Here is a 17,561-nt window from a genome sequence, read left to right on the forward strand (position 1 = left end):
TCAAGCGGGACTTTTTCCTTTTTTAAAAAGGGTTAGGTACCTCGCATCATGGTGTTTTTTTCGTAGACAAGCCTATCCCCTTCATACACCTTCACGGCGCTAATGGGTACGCGAACCCGATGGATCAGACCGTCAACGTACGGTTGATAGTCGGTCCCGCTTGGAAAAACCTCGGAGAGCCGTTCACTGCCCATGTGAACGTAGAAGAGCCTGATAACTTTAGGGTCATCCTCAGAGGCTCCCTGATGTATTATGGTGAGGTTGGCCCCACCCCGTTTGCCAGTGTCCCAGCCTCGATCGTCTGCATCTTGAATCCAAGCGGGAGGAGGCTGACCGACATGTTGATAGATGGCTTCCACAGCTTTACGGACGACGTCGATTGCCTCATCGGCGATCTTGGCTTCAGGAAACAAATTCTGTTCGGATAGGAATCGGTGCACGTATCCCTTACGCTGCTTTTGTAAAGCGATAACTAGTTGCCAGATGCCGGTGCCCCATTCAAGAGGTTGGAATCCTTGTCTATTGATTGCTGTCTCCAAATTCTTTCGGAACCTGTAAGAGATCTTGGGTTCATTGAGAGCGTTCTGACAAGCAATCTCAAGAACAGTCCAGGCAGTTGCTACCGTCCACCGCACATATGCTCCCCGATCCCATTTATTGTTGGCTTGATGGGATAGAGCACAAGCATGCAGGGCATCCGTCCACAGATGGTAGTGTGGATTCTCAACAATCTTTGGTTGATTCATTCTCTCGCTCTTTGAGCGCCTAACTATGATTAAGCACCACACCGCAGCATATCCACGTGTATGCGGCAATACTCCACGCAAAGTAAAAATCCCACGATGCAGAAGCAAGGAGCCGTGTCCCTACGAAACAGGTAGTAGGGGCACGCCCCGGCGTGTCCTGCTTGAGTAGACCACCCCAACTCTTTCATGCAGCCTCGTCCCATCATCATCTACCAGTTGCCCGTCGCGCCTCCGCCGCCGAATTCTCCTCCTCCGCTTTCTTTCTTGACTGCCTGCGGCGCCGGACCGAGTGTTTGCGAGATGAGGAGTCCTTCGACGTTCACATCTTTCAGTTTCTCTTTGAGAATGTTCCGGTGCGTGAAGCCGTTCCGGTCCGTCTTCAGATATCGAATGGAGAGTGCCGCAATCACAAACAGCGCGGCTCCCGCAATCGTCAGCGCCGTTTCGGGAGGGACGACGGCATAGTAATACCGGAATGTCAACACGGAGGCAACGGCAGCAAGCAAACCCGTTCGCAGCAACAGATGGTCACGAATCATCAGTCCCCGCACAACGTACACAACCGGCGTCAGAATGGTGAGTGCGTAGAAAAGGAATGCGAGCGGGATGTCTTTGCCCTCGGGGATCGGTGCGCCCATCAGTATCTCATTTCCTTCCCGCACGACGAAGTAGTTGCCGCCGCAATAGAATGCGACGAGCGCGAGAAGCTCGACCACGAAGAGACATTCTTTCCACGGCTCCAAAGATTTTCGCTTTCCGTATTTTTGCACGAGAACATACGTCAGCGCCGCGGCAGCCATTGCAACGAAGGGAAGGACGGCTTTGGCAACCGGGCCCCCTTCCGCAAGCGGGACGAGAAGAACGGCGAGCGCGCAGAGATACGCCGCTGCTGTTACCAAACGATCTGCATAACGCATTGCGCCAAACATCAGGAAGGGGAGGGCAATGATCCAGGGAACCACGCCGGGCCGAGGCGCGTAGGTTGCGTCCGTGTACAGCAACACAACGCCGCCGATGGTAAGGCCCAGCGCGGCGTACAGCAATGCCTCTTCGATGCCGGCTTCGTAGAACTTCCGTTGCTTGACAACAGTCTCCATCGCCACGAACGAAAGAACTCCCGTCACGACAAAGAAGAATGCAAACGCCGAGTCCTTCGTTGGCGAGACGGCAAGGAAGATGATTCCGTACACTCCGAGAAGGGCAATACACGTGAACACAAACAGAACAATCCTGATGAAGAGTGTAGGCGTGTAAAGCGGAGTCGTGTACGCCGTCTTAATCGCATCATATTGTGCGGTGGAGATGATGCCGCTTGAAAGCCATTGCTTTACCTCACGGACAACCCGCAGCTTGCGGACCCACTCCATGTTGTGAATGATCATCGCCGTGCCAGGAATTTCTTGTAATGGAAAATGAAATAGATAACGGCCCCGCACGACACAACGAAATAGAAGAAGAGACTGAATGCTTGATGAAGGAAATCCGACAACATGTACGTGAGGCCGATGTATCCGTACACGCAGGAAAGAAGGAGGAAAAGAAACGATTGCTCTTTGCGTGCGTAGAGAATCCCCGCTGTGCAGAACAGCGCGAGAAGCAAAAAGTACACGATGCTTGGATGGAGCGTGAAGACAGCAGCGAGGCAGGCGATGAAAAGAATGTTGGAACCGAGCGCCAAGGAAGTGAATGTGAAATGTCTCTTGATGCCTGCGCGGTCGAGCAGCAGCGCCGCCGCACAAACCACAATGCCGAATAACAATCCGGTGTAGATAAGTCCTTCGGAGCGGAAAATTCCCTCTTTCATCAATTCCACCGGCGAGACGGTCAGGCCGAGCCATGATGCGAGTCCGGCAATGCCTAACGAGAGAACTCCCCGATGATCAAACGAATATGCGAGAACGAGAAACGCTACCGCGGGAAGTAACGCGCTCAACTGCCACCTTGTTCCGAAGATTTCATACTGGAATTGGATGTAGCCGACGATGATGGCGAAGAGCAGACATCCCAACAAGAGAACATACTCATACAAAGAACCGGGGCTTTCCACTTCGCCGTTGGAGTAGGGAGGCTTTCGCTTTGCGGCGTACCCGAAACAGACGATCATCAAAAGAGTCAGCGCGCCGATGATTGCCTGATGGCCGATCGTGTCAATGTTCTGGTAGATGATGACTCCAAGCCCGGCGGTGAAGAGCAGCACCCCGAGGTAGAGCATGCTTCTCAGCTCGTAGTAGAGGGAGAAGAGGGATTTGTCATGGATGCGCGAGAGGAACGCTTTCTGCGCGTCTGTGATGAGTCCCCCGGAATGCAGGGAGTTGAGCGTTTCCGAATTCATCTACTCTGAAGAGGTAAAGAGAGTTTATATGAAGAACGACTTGTCCGGCAGCAGCCGGATTGTTGCTGCCAGACGACATCACTCCGGCAACGCTGAACTGATCTACCGCTTGGCGAGTTTCCCGAGTTTGCTGTCGATGGCGCGCTCGAGCTTGGCTGCGGCTCCGTCAATCGCCAGCTCCAACGTCGGTGCTTGATGTTTGACTGCGATCGGCTGGAGTCCGGCGAGCCGGGCTTCCATCAAGCATCGTTTGTCGTCGCCGACGGTTTTGTGGCTGTTCTCGTCACCGAGGTGAACTTCAACGCGGGTCACCCTCGTGCTGAAACGATCAAGCGTACTCTTGATGGTATCTTCGACAAGCTTGGTCAGTGTGATGCTGCCGTCAACGTGTCTGTCTGTATTGACCTGAATGTGCATTCTTTGATTTCTCCCTTGATCAATCTGATTGGAAAATTCAAAACGCGTGTCCCACACCTTTGTGGCAATCGAAACAACGCATACCTGTGTCGCTGACACCGTGCGAGATGTTCGAGACGGTGCTGACATGGCATCGGATGCAGTTCGCTTCGACAGTCCGCTGTCCGATGGGGGCAAGCCGGAAAATCTGGGGATTTTCGAACGTGAAGACATACGAATGCCGGAAGCCGTTCTCCGCCTTTACGTAGTATTTTGTGATGGGGCCGTCGGGGACGTGACAGCCGTTGCAGCTTACCGAACGATGGCTCGAAACTTCCCACGCAATGAAATTATCGCGCATCACATGGCAGTTGATGCACGCCTTCGGATCATCCATCAGATAGGAATACCCCTTCGCGTAGTAAAAGGTGTACGCGCTCAATCCAATCACAATCCCCGGAAGAGCAATAAGCAAGAGTCCCAGAAGCCGCTTGATATTCATGACGCGTTATTCGGCTGCGTATGAAACTCGCTGCCCGCGCGTGCCGCGCGTGGCAAGTACTTTGTAGGCCTCAAGCTCGGATTGCCGCGCATAGTCGATGGCGTCCCCGAGAATTCGTGCAACCTCCTGCGAACTGTGAAATCCCATGCTGTTTTCCGCGCTGATGAAGTCCCAGCGCATTTGGGATTTCCTGTGCAACTGGCGCGCAGCCTTTAATTCTTCGTCTGTTGCTCCTGCCTGCATCGCGGCCTTGATGCCGTCAATAGCCGCAATGATGGCGATCTCAGAGCGCTGCATCAAACCGTATGTCCTGTCTTGGATTTGCAGAACACGTTCCCGCATTTCTGTTTCGCTTTGGCGGTGACACGTCAGGCAGGCGTTTGTGAGATTTCCGAGCGGACTTCGAATCCAATGATCCGTCACCTTGATGGCCCCCTCCCTCCGATACGGCATGTGGCAATCTGCGCAGCTGACGTTGGAGCGGGCGTGAATTCCAGTCGACCAGATTTCGAATTCTGGATGTTGCATCTTGATCATCGGGGCCTTCGATTCGGCGTGTGTCCAGTCGGAGAAGCCTTCCTTCTCATAGTACGCCTCGATGCTGTCGAGCACTACGCCCTTGTCCCACGGAAACGTAAGGTACTTGCCCGGTCCTTTGAAATAGTATTCAACGTGGCACTGCCCGCACACATAGCTTCGCATCTCCTGGCGGGAGGCCTTGGAGATGTCAATCCCGCGGCGCTGCATTGCTTCCTTGAATGCAATGCGAGTCACCTTCAACTCCATCGTTTTGGAATCATGACAGTCGGCACAAACCACCGAGTGCTTGAAGCCGTGTTTCTCCACCAACTCCTTTACGGGAGTCTTGTAGAACAATTCTGCACCGTACTGCTCGACGAACGCCGGCACTTGCGAGCTTTTGCACGTCATGCAGGTTCCGGGCTTCTCATCTCCGAGACGCGGCGATGCAAGCATATCCTTCAGGGCGTTCATGTGTCCGCGTTCTTCCCTGTACTCGACCGAGAAGGGGTATCCCGCAAACAGGCGGCGATAATCGGGATGCTTTTCGAGTTTAGAGAATGCTTCCGAACCGCCGTAGCGTCCCCACTTGCTGTACTCATCCATCTCGCTTGTTCGCACGGTTCGCATGTATGCCTCGTACTCCCGGGGGAAGTTCACCTTCCATGCATCGGGATCGGGTTCGCCAGGCGGAATCTCCACAATCCGCATGTAGGTGAGCCTGCCTTCCTGTTGCCGCTCAAAGATGTTGATCAAGAGTGCTGCAACGAGAATCGTGACAAGTATGCTTCCGCCGAATGTGAGCCAGCGTTTTGTACGAGTGTTCATGGGAGCCTCTTGAAAAAGAAGGGATTAGTAGAATCGATGGAAATGTAGCCACTGAAATTATAGCCAATCGGCTTGGAATTATCAAGCGAATGCCGTGATTGCACTACAATTTTACAGCGGATAATCAACAAGCTATGTGTGCCGGTAGGATCGAATTGCCGCAACACTCATCGCAGCAATAGCGCCTGCACATACCACCAATCCAACGCCCCGAACCACCATCCCCATCGGTTCAGCCCAATCAAGATTGTCGGAAAGGAGCCAATGCCAGTCGTGAATCAATCCCTCTTTGATGAGTTTCAGATTTCTGTGCGGCGCATCGGCAATGTACACACTCACATTAACGAGATTCTCGCCGAACCAGAACAACGGGTAGCCAGCCTGCTGCGGCTTCTCGCGCCAAGTCACGAATGTAAGCGCAAGAGGTATAAGACATTGCGTGATCGAGCCACCCAGAATGTAAAGCGTTTGCCCGAACAGGCGAAAGAACAGATGCCCCGCTTCATGAATGAAGAGATTGATCGTGTCGACGATCCATAACACAAACGGGGCTTGAAATCCCAGAGGGTCAGCAGGATGGTACTCGAATGTGAGGAACCACACCAAGTACGAGGCATAAGCAATGACCAACAGTTTGACTGCAAAGAGAAACTGTTTCATGAGCTGCGATGATCGTTGCTCATCCCGGTTTCACTTCCCGATAGAATCGAATCAGATCGGTGGAGGGCGGTTTTACGCCGTGCTGCCGCATCATGGTAATGATCTGTCCCCGATGGTACGTTGAGTGATTGACGACGTGCTGGAACGTCTGCCAGAAAACATGCGTGTAGCTGTCACCTTTCGCAGTCTTCATGGTAAATGTCCCCTGCAACGATTTGTCCGATTGCGCTCCGAGCCATTTTGCCGTATCGAAGCCGGTTTTCCCCCAGATTGTTTTAACTTCGGCCAATGAAGGGGGAGGGTTCTCGGAGAGGAACGGCTGCGCAGCGCCCTGAAATCGTTCAAGCCAGACTTTCTCTGCTCCCACCATGTGTACGAGCGTGTTATGAATGCTGCCGTGACTTGCCTTCATATCCTGCATGTATTGCCCGGTCGGCATTGTTGCAAGCACATCGAATATCTGGTTGCTTGCCCACGCATTGTAGGCGTGTAATGTTTTTATTTCCAGCAATGTCATGACGTTCTCCTTTCTTGTTGATGAAGAAGAGATTTTGTTTCAATTGCCCAGAACAGCGGGCCATTCCGTATTTACGGCAACATTATACGCAAGCGCAAGAGCGAACAACACCAACGCCCCTCCCGCGATCTTGTAGATTGTAGTGATAAATGCAGAAGAAAGTTTGGCGTGATGCTTCATGATGAACCGAAGGATGACGGAAAACCATATCGTTGTTCCCACGCCAAATCCGACCGCGTACATGAAGTTGGCGGAAAGAGAACGCTCAAGGAAGCCCTCCGCATGCAAGTAACTGATTGCAGCAATCATTGACGGCAGGAATGTAGGAGTCGCAAGATTGGTGAACGCTATCAGCGTTCCGAGAAAGAACGGCGAGCCGCGCCCGATTTTGCGCACACGTTCCTCTGTAGCACGCTCACGTTCAACGATGTTCCGTTCCCCCTTCATATCGTGCTTGTCAAGCAGGTAGCGGATACCCAGCACAATCAAAACTAAAAAGCAAAGGGTTTGAAAAACGAGGGAAAGCCATTTGTTCTCTACAAAGAGATCGCTCAACCAGACGACCAATGCAGAGGAAGCGGAGGCAGCAACGAGATTGTAGAAGATATCCATCACCGCCGCGCCGAATGCCACCATGAACGCAGCGGAATATTGCTTGCTGACCGCCTTCTTCATGAAAGCTAGCGAAAGAGGGCCGGGCGGGATTGAGAGTGCAAAGCCGAGCAATATGCCGAGCAGAAGGGCGGTCGCCATCAGTCGAGCAATCCTCGTTCTTTTGCCCGGAGACGCATTGCTTCGATGCGCGCACGCAGGTCGTTCATGAGATTCCGGAATCCGGAGTCGGAGCGGAGCGCTTCGTACATAGGCTCAATCTTCGCCCACCGATAGTCACGCCAGCCTCGTTCCACAGCCGTGCGCAGCCATGCCACAGCATCCTTCGGTTGTGACCTGATGGAATGGATGGTAGCAACCGCGACAGGATTGTATGCATCTTCCGGAGAGAGCGAACTTTGCGTTGTGAAGTATGCGAGATTCATATCGAGAATAGCATGCGCTTCCTGAGTCCTTCCCAGCTTCAGCAATGTGAATGCGAGTTGGTTTCCCGGTCCGTCGTGATATGATGACCCCGCTACCGACTTCCGGTAGTAATCGTATGCAAGCGTGTAATTGCCATTCACCATCTCGATATCACCGGCAGCATGTTGAACGGAAACGTCCTCGGGCGATGCCTCAAACGCCTTTGCGGCATGCCATCGGGCCTGCTTCGCATCTCCCTGGTTCAGGTAATGATAGATCAACGACCAATGCGCCACTATCAAATGTTCATCCAATGCCAATGCACGGCGGTACCACTGAAGCGCCAGGGAGTCTTCGCCGAGAAAATCATACATACTCCCGACATTAACATACCGTGAAGCAACGTCAGGCGTCAGGGTCACGCCTTTGCGCATCCAGGCAACCGCGTGGTCGATGCGGCCGAATCCGAATTCAATGAAGCCGATGCTCGCAAACGCCGGAGCGTAGTTCGGACTCAATGCAATGGCGCGATTGTACTGCGGCAGAGCCAACGACAACTTGCCGATTGCCTCATATCCCTTTCCGAGCGTATGAAAGCCGTCGGGGATTTCCGGATCCAGCGCAATCGCTTTTTGCGCGTATATGACCCCCGTATCGACAGAAGCACTGGAAAAACCGAACGCAAGATAGCGGGAGATATGCGCCATGCCAAGAAGCGCATATGCGGCAGCGTAACCCGAATCAAGCGCGATCACATTGTGCAGAAGCTCCACGGCACGCCTGTTTCCTTCAAGTGTGCGCTTGTTCTGAAAATCTCTTGCCTTCAGAAAGAGTCCGTATGCCTCGAGATTCTTCGTCGGCTCGGCCTGCAGAAGCTTCTGCTCTTCCGGCGAGAGACGCGCTTTGAGTTCACGGGCAATGCTGTGAGCGACTTCGCTCTGAATGGCAAAGATATCCTTGATCTCGCGATCATACATCTCCGCCCAGATGTGTTTGTCTTCGCGGGCCTGAATGAGCTGGCCTGTAATGCGGACACGATTACCTGAACGCCGTACGCTCCCTTCGAGGATGGCTGTTGCCCCGAGCTCCGCGGCAATCTCGCGAATGGACTTCCGCGTATCCTTGTACTTCATAACGGATGTTCGCGAGATGACATTCAAGTCACCGATTTTTGAGAGTTGTGTGAGAATATCCTCCGTGATGCCGTCGCTGAAATACTCGTCTTCTTTGTTATCACTCAAATTCGTGAATGGAAGAACGGCTATGGTTTTGCCGGCCGGCTCGGATGATTCCTGTTTCCCCGGCGAAGTTCCGACACGAAACGAGATTGCTGCGGCAACACACAGAATTATGAGGTGCAGAAGTACTTCTTTCCGGCGGAAAGACTGGCGTCCCTCCTTGCCATGGTACCAGGCGAACAGAAATGCACTCGCTACGCCAAACACCAACAGCGTGACGACTACAGGAAACAAGGTTTTCGGAAGGCTGTACGCATCGGTAAGCAATCGCAGAATACCGATAGTCGTCAGGGCGGAACTCATGTAAATCGCCAGCGTCTTGCGTACGTTGCGCGCTTTGAGTTCGGCAAGAAATGTCCTGAATTGTGGCATGCTGGTATCTGTGAATCAGCGTGTCTGGTAGTTGGCACTCATTGACGCGTACTCCGTGCTTGATGATGCATGCTGATCGGGGCTGCGAAACAGTCCCTCCAACTTTGCCTTGTCGCGCATGGTATTCAAACGTTTCCCGAGTGCGTCCATGATCGCGCGGAACCCCGGCTCCTGCCGTACATTCTCCATCATCGGTTCGACCGTGAGCCAGCGGTGCTCGGAGTACCCCAACTCGACGGCAATGCGAAGCCAGGTCAAAGCTTCCTCGGGGTTGTTCTTGACTGCGAGTATCGTTGCAACGACAAGAGGGTTGTGCGAGTCTTCCGGATTGTCGCCGCTTCTCCTTTTATAGATCGCGAGGTTCGAGTCGAGAATGGCATGCGCCGCACGTGTCTCGCCTGACTTCAGCATAGTAAAGGCAAGTTGGTTTCCGGGCCCGTCTACAAGCGAGGAGTGTTTCACAGCCCGTTCATAATGCGCCCTCGCCCGCGCATAGTTGCCTGCGATGGACTCGACGTCACCCGAAGCATGAAGTATCCAAAGATCATCGGGAGATTTCTCAAGTCCTATTTTTGCGAGTCTTCTTGCTTCGGCGATATTGCGTTGGAAGAGATGGAGATAAATTTTGTGGTAGTATGTGGTAACGAGAATATCCGGTTCCACAGTGAGCGACTTGTTGAACCAGAGCACAGCGATGGAATCCTCGCCGAGGAGATTGCACATCAACCCGACATTCACATACCGCGATGCCTCATCCGGCGCGAGCTCGACGCTTTTCCGCATCCAAGCCAGAGCCTCATCGAGCTTGCCGAGATAGAAGGCCACCCAGCCGACACCGGCGATCGCGGCGGCGTAGTTCGGGCTTAGTTGGATAGCCTTGTTATAACTCTCCAACGCCCTGCTGTATGTACCGAGCGCTTCGTATCCGCTTCCCAAAGTTCGGTAGCCTTCTGCGCACGAAGGGTCAATGTCAACAGCCTGCTGGCCGAGTGCGACGGCTGAGTCCGCCCATTCACCCGGGAAACCGTAGGCGATGTACCGTTGGCGGTAGGCCAATCCGAGCTCCGCGTAGGCGAGCGCGTAGCGAGGATCAAGAGCAATTGCCTTCTGCAACACAGCGACCGCCTGCTCATTTGCCTCGGATGTTCCTTTCCCCTTCAGATCGCGGCCCCGGAGATAGAGTGCATATGCTTCGAGGTTTGTGGTGGGAGGTACGTTCACGCGATGGGTTTCTTCTTCCGTCATGCGCGCTCGCAATGCTTCCGCGATGCGTCCCGCGACTTCACTCTGAATTGCGAAAATATTCTTGAATTCACGGTCGTAGGTCTCTGCCCACAGGTACTCGTCGGAAGTTGTACTGATCAGACGCCCGCTGATCCGTATACGGTCGCCGTCGCGCCGCATCCCGCCCGTCACGATCGCAGCCACGCCAAGCTCGTTGCCGATTTCCCGCGCAGTCTTCTTGGTGTCCTTGTACTTGAGTGCCGTCCCGTGGGCAATCACTCTCAGGTCGTTGATCTTCGCAAGCTGGGTGAGAATATCTTCCGTTACCCCGTCGCTGAAGTACTCATCCTCCTTCAACCCGCTCATGTTCGTGAACGGAAGAACGGCGATGGATTTCCCTAGACGTTGGGGCGAAGAAGCCGGGGGTGCATACACCATCCGTGCCGAGAGATATACTGCCACAATTCCTACCAAGGCATGAAGGAGTACCTCCTTCCTCCCGAACGGCTGTCTTCCCTCCTGGCCGTGATACCATGCAAACAAGAATGCACTTACGAGCCCGCATGTTAAAAGGGTCACGACGAGCGGGAAAATCCATGGAGGGAGTTTGTACACGTCCGTAAAGAGCCTCACAATACCGATGGTCGTGAGTCCGGAACTCATGTAAATCGCGAGAGTCTTGCGCACGCCGCGCGATCTGAGTTCTGCGAAGAAGTTCTTAAGTACAGGCATGAACTGTTGTCGAGGGATGTTCGATCAGGATGATCCTGAACCCATAATACGGATTACGTTCGGAATGTGCAATCAGACGAAAAATACGTCAAAGGAACGTCCAGCCGCCGATTCTCAAGCCATTCAGAATCCTCCCCGGAACGAGTCACACTTGATTCTCCTCCGATTTTCGCCTAAGTTTCTTCGGTCGCAGCACTTCAGAATCGTTCCTTCAATCCCTCATGAATCTTCCGCGAACAACATACCTCGTGATTCTTGTCAGCGCGTTTGCATGGTGCACGGCAATTGTAACGGCGCCGTATCTGGCTGCAGCAGCATCGCCGTTGAGCGTTTCCGTCTATCAGATTTTTCGACCCATCTGTCATCAGTTGCCGGAAAGGTCGTTCTTCTTTTTCGGCGAGAAGTTGGCGGTGTGTTCACGCTGTTCATCCGTCTATTTTGCATTCTTAGCGGGAACGTTTGTGTTCCCGTTTCTCCATCGTCGCATCTCTCCCCTGTTCCACAACTCCGTTCGCACCCGGTTTGTTCTCTTCGCTGTGTTGCTGCCGATGCTGTTGGATGTTGTGGGGGAGTTTGCAGGGATTCACGATTCGACATTCCTGACGCGAACGATCACTGGAGCGTTACTCGGACTGGTTCTTCCGTTTGTTATTCTTCCCGCTGCAATCGAAGGCGTGCAGCAGCTTGTCGTTCAAAGATCCGCAGTAAGTACTATCATTGACAATTAGAAAGGATATCCCCATGCAAGAAAAACCCAGTATGCTGATGCCCGCGTTGTACGGAGGCATTATCATGGCAGTGATCGGCGCTGTCCCCGGACTGAACCTTATCAACTGTCTTTGCTGCGCCGGAGTAATGTTCGGCGGATTTATGGCCGTTTTTTTCTACAAGAAGGAATTGCTGCCCGGGATGCCTCCGCTCACGAGCAGCGACGGAATGCAACTCGGCGCGCTTGCCGGCGTGTTCGGCGGTGTTGTCGGCGGACTGCTTTCCATCATCATTCTTAATCTCGCCGGTAACGTAGGCGGCGATATGATGCTGCAGTTTATGGAGAGCTTCAAGGACAATATTCCGCCTGAAGCGTGGGATCAAATGGAGCAAGGGATTCGTGAAGGCGAGGTCTCCGTCTTCAATCTCGTTATCGGCCTCATTATCGATGTGATCTTCGGGCTTGTTGGCGGCCTCATCGGCTACTCGGTTCTGAAACCGAAAAAGCAAATGATGAACATGCAGCCTCCGACACAGATGCCGTGATGACGGTGAACAACGTATTGGGGGCTGAAGCATCTGTTGTGTTCTCCCCCCCGTCCAAAAACGAAGGAGAGAATGACAGGGAATCATGACACAGGGCATGAAAATCGTAATCGCTGAATTTGAAAACGAACTCGAAGCCGAAATCGCTATCGGGCATCTTGAAGCTGCCGGCATCGAAGCGCGTCTCATCAAGGATGATGCAGGAGGAATGCTGCCTTCGCTGCAGCAGACATCGGGCGTTCGAGTCCTGGTAGATGAAGGAAAGCGGCAGGAGGCGGAAGCGGTACTCCACGAGAAGCTGGCATAGTCCCTTTTTCTGACCGAATTGATTTTGTCGGGCTACTTCTGTAGCTTGATCGTGCTGTTGTTGCATTCCCCCTTCGTGTCTGTTCCCAAATCCTAAGGAGTACTCTGCGTGAATCGAGAAATCCACCATTGGCATAGTCCGGGTTTGAACAAAGAAATGGAGATTGCCGTTTACGGCCATTACGGTTTTGCGTTGTTGATGTTTCCGACCGCGGCAGCAGACTATCTGGAATATGAACGATTCCAGTTGATCGACTCGATTGCGCCGTTCATTGATGCAGGTATCCTCAAGGCGTTCTCTATCAACAGCATCAACAATGAATCATGGTTGAACAGTCACATCCCGCCGCCGTACAGGGCAATCCGGCATCAACAGTTCAACCACTATGTTGTAGAAGAAGTTGTTCCGTTTATTCGAAGCAAAACGAGTCACGACACGCCAATCATCACCACAGGGGCCAGCTTCGGCGCCTTGCATGCGGCAAACTCGTTATTTCGCCGACCCGACCTGTTCGACGGCACGATAGCCATGAGCGGCACGTACGACCTGAAATCGTACACGAACGGCTACTATGATGATAATTGCTATTTCAATTCGCCGGCGGACTATCTGCCCAATCTGAACGATGAAGATGTCTTGAACAACCTCCGGTCGAAGCATCACATCTACATTCTTTCGGGACAGGGCGATTATGAAGCGCCGGAGCGATCACTGCAACTCGGCAGAATTCTCGAGGCAAAGGGAATTCCCCATGTAGTCGATTTGTGGGGACACGACATACCTCATGAGTGGCCAACGTGGAGAAAAATGCTGCCGCATGTATTGGGAACGTGCTTCTGATACTCTTGCAACGCCGGCCGTGAATCGCGTCGCGCGCCGCCAGGTTCTTGTTGCTTCTCGTCACCTATCAACGTACCTTTTGTTTGTACTGTTTGCTGTACGGCGGTCCCCTCTTTGCTCCCGCGCGTAAGAACTGCCCCTTCTAAACACGTTCTGTACAAAGAAGTTACCTTCAACTATGTCAATAGCATCACAGATACATGATCGCGCATTTCATCTCCTGTTTCGGAATATGCCGATTCCTTCGTGGGTGTTTGATAGGAAATCGCTTCGTATTCTTGATGTGAACGGTGCCGCTCTGATGTTGTACGGGTATTCGCGGGATGAATTTCTCGCGATGAAAGCAGACGATGTGTGTCCCGATCTCGCGGGACGAGTGCAACATCGTTCGAAGAACGGAGATCTGATCGACGTGGAAGTGACGTCACATGCAACAGAACTTGCAGGATGTAGTGTTGAAGTAGTACTCGCAAAGGATATTACCGCTCAGAAGCGGACCGAAGAGACCTTGCGGCAAAGTTCCGAGTTGCAGGAACTGTTGATGCGCATGGCAACGAACTTCGTCAACATCCCCATCGAAAGAACCGACGAAGCCATTAATGAGGCGCTGGCAACAATCGGGAAGTTCGTTCAAGCCGATCGGGCGTACCTGTTCCGCTACGACTTCGAGACGGAAACGATGAGCAATACGCACGAGTGGTGTGCCGAGGGAATATCCAGGGAAATTCACAACTCGCAGAATATCCCCCACAACCTTGTGATGCCGGATGCTGTGCAGGCACACTGGAGGGGGGAAGTGTATGTCCTTCCCGCAGTTTCAGACCTCCCTGCAGGACACAGTTTCCGCGCGATACTCGAGCCGCAGCACATCCAATCTCTCATCCTCTTTCCAATGTTATACGACAAGGAACTTCTCGGCTTTGTAGGGTTTGATGCCGTCAGGGAACCGCGGCAGTACGCCGAAAAGGAAACGGCTCTGCTGAAAGTGTTGGCGGAGATTCTCGCAAACGCCGAGGTGCGACGGAGAAGCGACAAATCGTTGCGCAGAAGCGAGGATACCTTTCGCGCACTGGTTGAAACTACAAGCGACTTCATATGGGAGGTGGATGCCCGTTGTGTGTACACGTACGCCAGTCCGCAGATCGAAAAAATACTGGGTTACACACCGTCGGAAGTGATCGGAAAAACACCGTTTGATTTCATGGCACCGGACGAGGCGCGTATCCTTCGGCCGCAAGTCGAACGGGTCATGTCTGAAAAGGTGCCGTTTACAAATCTCAGGAACTTGAACGTTCACCGCGAAGGCCATATTCTGGTGTTTGAAACCAGCGGCGTACCAGTGTTCGACCGGACTGGAACCCTCCGGGGGTACCGCGGCATTGATCGTGACATCACAACGAGGGCAAGCGTGGAAGAGGCCCTGAGAGAAAACGAAGAACGGTTGAGGCTTGCACTCATGGCGTCGAGTCAGGGTCTCTATGATCTTGACCTGAGGACCGGCGAGGCGATTGTGAGTCCGGAATACGCCCGCATGTTGGGCTATGAGCCCGACGAGTTCCATGAAACGAATGCGCGGTGGCGTGAACGACTTCATCCGGATGACCACGGGGAAGTAACGCGAATATATGAAGACTATGTGGCAGGCAGGCGAAATGAGTACCGTGTGGAGTTCCGGCAGAAGACAAAGTCCGGCAATTGGAAATGGATTCTCTCGCTCGGCAGGATTGTGGAATGGGACAAGGAGGGTCGCCCCGTACGCATGCTCGGCACACACACGGAAGTAACTGAACGCAAGCGCGCCGAAGAAGAACTTGCAGCAAAGGAACAACGGTATCGAACGCTGTTCAATCTTTCTCCCGCCGGTATCATGCTGCTCGATGCCTCTGGGACTATTCTCGAGGTGAACGATACCTTCAACAAAACGCATCTCTACTCGCGTGCCGAGATGGTTGGCAGGAAGATTCATATGTTGGTGCCGGTGGAAGAATATGCGAGGGTTGATGCCCATCTGAAAAGAATACTCTCCGGGGAAACGCTCGACCACGAAGTCGTAAACCTCAGAAAGGATGGTTCGCCCTGTATTGTCGAGTTGCGCGAAACAGCAATCTCGCTGCCCAACGGGCAACGGGGCATTCTCTCCGTCGTGAACGACATCTCCGAGCGCAAACGAACCGAAGATGCGTTGCGGGAAAGCGAACAGAAGTTCCGGTCGGTTGTTCAGAATGCCCAGGCAATCATCTTCGTTCTTGACAAGAACGGCGTGTTCCAACTTTCCGAAGGACACGCGCTTGCGAATCTCGGATTGCAGCCCGGACAAGTAGTAGGTCTCTCCGCCTTGGAATTGTACAAGAACTACCCCGAGGTGGTAGAGGGCATTCAACGTTCCCTCAGCGGCGAAGCCACAAGGGCAACGGCCAATGTCGAGGGGCATATTTTTGACACGCTGTACTCTCCATACTTTGATCGTAACGGCAAACTGCTGGGTGTTGTAGGCGTGTCCACGGATATCACCGAGCGGATTCGGTCGGAGCAGATGTTGCGCGAGAGCGAAGAACGCTATCGTCGTTTCTTCGAGGAGGATTTGACGGGCATCTTCATCACAAATCCCGACGGAACATTCGCCGACTGCAATCCCGCATTCCTCCGGATTTTCGGATTTGCTTCCCGGGAAGAGGCAATGCGTACAAACGCCACACGATTATACGAAAGCGTCGAGCAACGAAATACCATGCTTGATTTGCTACGCAAGAAGAGGCAGTTGCAGAACTTCGAGTTGACACTCCGCCGGATGGATGGAAGAAAGGTCCATATACTCGAGAATATCGTCGGAACGTTCGACGAACAGGGCAACCTGACCCAGTTGATGGGCTACGTGTCGGACAAGACCGTGCAGAAGCAGTTGGAAGAACATCTTCTTCAATCTCAAAAAATGGAAAGCCTCGGTACTCTCGCCAGCGGCATTGCTCACGATTTCAACAACATCCTCGGTATTATTCTCGGGCACGCTACATTGTTGGGCGAGTCGGGTGCCATCCCTCAAAAGGCGCGGCACCATACGGAGATCATCCAGGGTGCCACTGAGCGCGGGGTCGGAGTTGTGAAGCAATTGCTGACCTTCGCGCGCAAAACGGATGTATTACTCGAATCCGTCCGGCTCAACGAAATCATCATCGAGATGACGACCCTTTTGCGTGAGACATTTCCCAGAACAATAGTAATTGAGACGTCGCTCGAGGATGATATCCCATCGATCGTTGCGGACACGAACCAAATGCATCAGGTGTTGCTGAATCTGTTTGTAAACGCCCGCGATGCAATGCCGACAGGCGGACGTTTAACTGTTTCAACGCATGTTGCGCCTCCTGACGAAATCCGCGAACGGTGGCCGGATGCAACAGAGGCAGAGTATGTTGTACTCTCGGTAGTTGATACGGGTGTTGGAATGGATGAGGCCACACGCGCCCGTATCTTCGAACCGTTCTTCACCACAAAAGAGCATGGCAAAGGAACAGGCCTGGGTCTTGCAACAGTGTACGGCATTGTCCAGACTCACAAAGGATTCATCGACGTCCAAAGCACGCCCGGCCAGGGAACGACATTCATGATATGCTTCCCGGTTCAACCCCGCCGGTTCGACGAAAGCCATGGCTCGCTTCTTTCCGCCGCCAAGATGGCACGCGGCACCGAGACAATCCTCTTCGTGGAAGATGAACCGATGCTGCAAGAAATGGTAACCGAGTTGCTCACGTCAAAGGGCTACACTGTCCTGAGTGCTTCCGACGGGATGCGGGCCTCGGAGATTTATTCGGAACGCAAGGCAGACATTGCTTTGATCATTTCCGATCTTGGCTTGCCGCGCATGGGCGGCGACGAACTCTTCAAAACAATCAGGGCGCTCGATCCGTCGGCGAAGTTCATTCTCGCCAGCGGATTCATTGATCCGATTATCAAAGCCATGCTGACCGATCAGGGACTTCAGCACATCATCAATAAACCGTATCATCCAACCCATATGCTCACGAAGATTCGAGAGGTGTTGGATGGCAACCCTTCCACAACGTAAATTCGCTTGTGTCG

General features: G+C 53.1%; 16 protein-coding genes. 5 read left to right on the plus strand and 11 right to left on the minus strand.

Annotated features, from left to right (window positions below):
* Positions 1–32 precede the first annotated feature (32 nt).
* The 11 genes from KF749_08050 to KF749_08100 all read right to left on the minus strand — a co-directional run bounded on the left by KF749_08050 (position 33) and on the right by KF749_08100 (position 11,083).
* Positions 33–746 (minus strand): hypothetical protein, encoded by a 714-nt coding sequence (locus KF749_08050; GenBank protein MBX2991104.1) that lies wholly within the window; start codon positions 744–746, stop codon positions 33–35.
* A gap of 209 nt (positions 747–955) precedes the next feature.
* On the minus strand, positions 956–2,128 hold the full coding sequence (locus KF749_08055; protein ID MBX2991105.1) for a hypothetical protein: 1,173 nt from the start codon (positions 2,126–2,128) through the stop codon (positions 956–958).
* Positions 2,125–3,078: a DUF2157 domain-containing protein gene (locus KF749_08060; protein ID MBX2991106.1), complete on the minus strand. Its 954-nt coding sequence runs from the start codon at positions 3,076–3,078 to the stop codon at positions 2,125–2,127. Before KF749_08060 ends, KF749_08055 begins: the two co-directional genes overlap by 4 nt.
* Positions 3,079–3,180: 102 nt before the next feature.
* Complete coding sequence (locus tag KF749_08065) at positions 3,181–3,495, minus strand: HPF/RaiA family ribosome-associated protein (GenBank protein MBX2991107.1); 315 nt, start codon at positions 3,493–3,495, stop codon at positions 3,181–3,183.
* A 37-nt stretch (positions 3,496–3,532) separates the two neighbouring features.
* A complete protein-coding gene (nrfH, locus tag KF749_08070) occupies positions 3,533–3,976 on the minus strand; it encodes a cytochrome c nitrite reductase small subunit (GenBank protein ID MBX2991108.1) in 444 nt (147 codons plus the stop codon).
* A gap of 6 nt (positions 3,977–3,982) precedes the next feature.
* Positions 3,983–5,323 carry an ammonia-forming cytochrome c nitrite reductase subunit c552 gene (locus KF749_08075; protein ID MBX2991109.1) on the minus strand — a complete coding sequence of 447 codons (1,341 nt, stop codon included), beginning with the start codon at positions 5,321–5,323 and terminating at the stop codon, positions 3,983–3,985.
* Between the two features lie 132 nt (positions 5,324–5,455).
* Positions 5,456–5,983, minus strand: coding sequence for a hypothetical protein (locus tag KF749_08080; protein ID MBX2991110.1), 528 nt, complete (start codon positions 5,981–5,983; stop codon positions 5,456–5,458).
* A 19-nt stretch (positions 5,984–6,002) separates the two neighbouring features.
* Positions 6,003–6,500: a DinB family protein gene (locus KF749_08085; protein MBX2991111.1), complete on the minus strand. Its 498-nt coding sequence runs from the start codon at positions 6,498–6,500 to the stop codon at positions 6,003–6,005.
* A 39-nt stretch (positions 6,501–6,539) separates the two neighbouring features.
* Positions 6,540–7,253, minus strand: a complete 714-nt coding sequence (locus tag KF749_08090; protein ID MBX2991112.1) for a LysE family transporter — start codon at positions 7,251–7,253, stop codon at positions 6,540–6,542.
* The gene (locus tag KF749_08095; protein ID MBX2991113.1) at positions 7,253–9,127 is read right to left on the minus strand and encodes a hypothetical protein; all 1,875 of its coding nucleotides are present in this window, start codon (positions 9,125–9,127) and stop codon (positions 7,253–7,255) included. The genes KF749_08090 and KF749_08095 overlap by 1 nt, the downstream gene beginning before the upstream one ends.
* A gap of 15 nt (positions 9,128–9,142) precedes the next feature.
* Positions 9,143–11,083, minus strand: a complete 1,941-nt coding sequence (locus KF749_08100; GenBank protein ID MBX2991114.1) for a tetratricopeptide repeat protein — start codon at positions 11,081–11,083, stop codon at positions 9,143–9,145.
* A 221-nt stretch (positions 11,084–11,304) separates the two neighbouring features.
* Between KF749_08100 and KF749_08105 the strand changes: the two genes are divergently transcribed.
* The 5 genes from KF749_08105 to KF749_08125 all read left to right on the plus strand — a co-directional run bounded on the left by KF749_08105 (position 11,305) and on the right by KF749_08125 (position 17,547).
* The gene (locus KF749_08105) at positions 11,305–11,811 is read left to right on the plus strand and encodes a DUF2085 domain-containing protein (protein ID MBX2991115.1); all 507 of its coding nucleotides are present in this window, start codon (positions 11,305–11,307) and stop codon (positions 11,809–11,811) included.
* Positions 11,812–11,824: 13 nt separating this feature from the next.
* A complete protein-coding gene (locus KF749_08110; GenBank protein ID MBX2991116.1) occupies positions 11,825–12,337 on the plus strand; it encodes a hypothetical protein in 513 nt (170 codons plus the stop codon).
* A 97-nt stretch (positions 12,338–12,434) separates the two neighbouring features.
* Positions 12,435–12,644 carry a DUF2007 domain-containing protein gene (locus tag KF749_08115; protein ID MBX2991117.1) on the plus strand — a complete coding sequence of 70 codons (210 nt, stop codon included), beginning with the start codon at positions 12,435–12,437 and terminating at the stop codon, positions 12,642–12,644.
* Between the two features lie 108 nt (positions 12,645–12,752).
* On the plus strand, positions 12,753–13,484 hold the full coding sequence (locus KF749_08120; protein MBX2991118.1) for an esterase family protein: 732 nt from the start codon (positions 12,753–12,755) through the stop codon (positions 13,482–13,484).
* Between the two features lie 178 nt (positions 13,485–13,662).
* Entirely contained in the window at positions 13,663–17,547 is a 3,885-nt protein-coding gene (locus KF749_08125) for a PAS domain S-box protein (protein ID MBX2991119.1), read from the plus strand.
* Positions 17,548–17,561 lie beyond the last annotated feature (14 nt).

It is taken from the genome of Bacteroidota bacterium, assembly GCA_019637975.1.
In the GTDB taxonomy this organism is placed as follows: Bacteria; Bacteroidota; Ignavibacteria; order UBA10030; family UBA6906; genus CAADGV01.

Coding starts and splice junctions, on each gene's coding strand:
- KF749_08050 (MBX2991104.1), bottom strand. CDS start 746: ATGAATCAACCAAAGATTGTTGAGAATCCACACTACCATCTGTGGACG.
- KF749_08055 (MBX2991105.1), bottom strand. CDS start 2,128: ATGATCATTCACAACATGGAGTGGGTCCGCAAGCTGCGGGTTGTCCGT.
- KF749_08060 (MBX2991106.1), bottom strand. CDS start 3,078: ATGAATTCGGAAACGCTCAACTCCCTGCATTCCGGGGGACTCATCACA.
- KF749_08065 (MBX2991107.1), bottom strand. CDS start 3,495: ATGCACATTCAGGTCAATACAGACAGACACGTTGACGGCAGCATCACA.
- nrfH (MBX2991108.1), bottom strand. CDS start 3,976: ATGAATATCAAGCGGCTTCTGGGACTCTTGCTTATTGCTCTTCCGGGG.
- KF749_08075 (MBX2991109.1), bottom strand. CDS start 5,323: ATGAACACTCGTACAAAACGCTGGCTCACATTCGGCGGAAGCATACTT.
- KF749_08080 (MBX2991110.1), bottom strand. CDS start 5,983: ATGAAACAGTTTCTCTTTGCAGTCAAACTGTTGGTCATTGCTTATGCC.
- KF749_08085 (MBX2991111.1), bottom strand. CDS start 6,500: ATGACATTGCTGGAAATAAAAACATTACACGCCTACAATGCGTGGGCA.
- KF749_08090 (MBX2991112.1), bottom strand. CDS start 7,253: ATGGCGACCGCCCTTCTGCTCGGCATATTGCTCGGCTTTGCACTCTCA.
- KF749_08095 (MBX2991113.1), bottom strand. CDS start 9,127: ATGCCACAATTCAGGACATTTCTTGCCGAACTCAAAGCGCGCAACGTA.
- KF749_08100 (MBX2991114.1), bottom strand. CDS start 11,083: ATGCCTGTACTTAAGAACTTCTTCGCAGAACTCAGATCGCGCGGCGTG.
- KF749_08105 (MBX2991115.1), top strand. CDS start 11,305: ATGAATCTTCCGCGAACAACATACCTCGTGATTCTTGTCAGCGCGTTT.
- KF749_08110 (MBX2991116.1), top strand. CDS start 11,825: ATGCAAGAAAAACCCAGTATGCTGATGCCCGCGTTGTACGGAGGCATT.
- KF749_08115 (MBX2991117.1), top strand. CDS start 12,435: ATGAAAATCGTAATCGCTGAATTTGAAAACGAACTCGAAGCCGAAATC.
- KF749_08125 (MBX2991119.1), top strand. CDS start 13,663: ATGTCAATAGCATCACAGATACATGATCGCGCATTTCATCTCCTGTTT.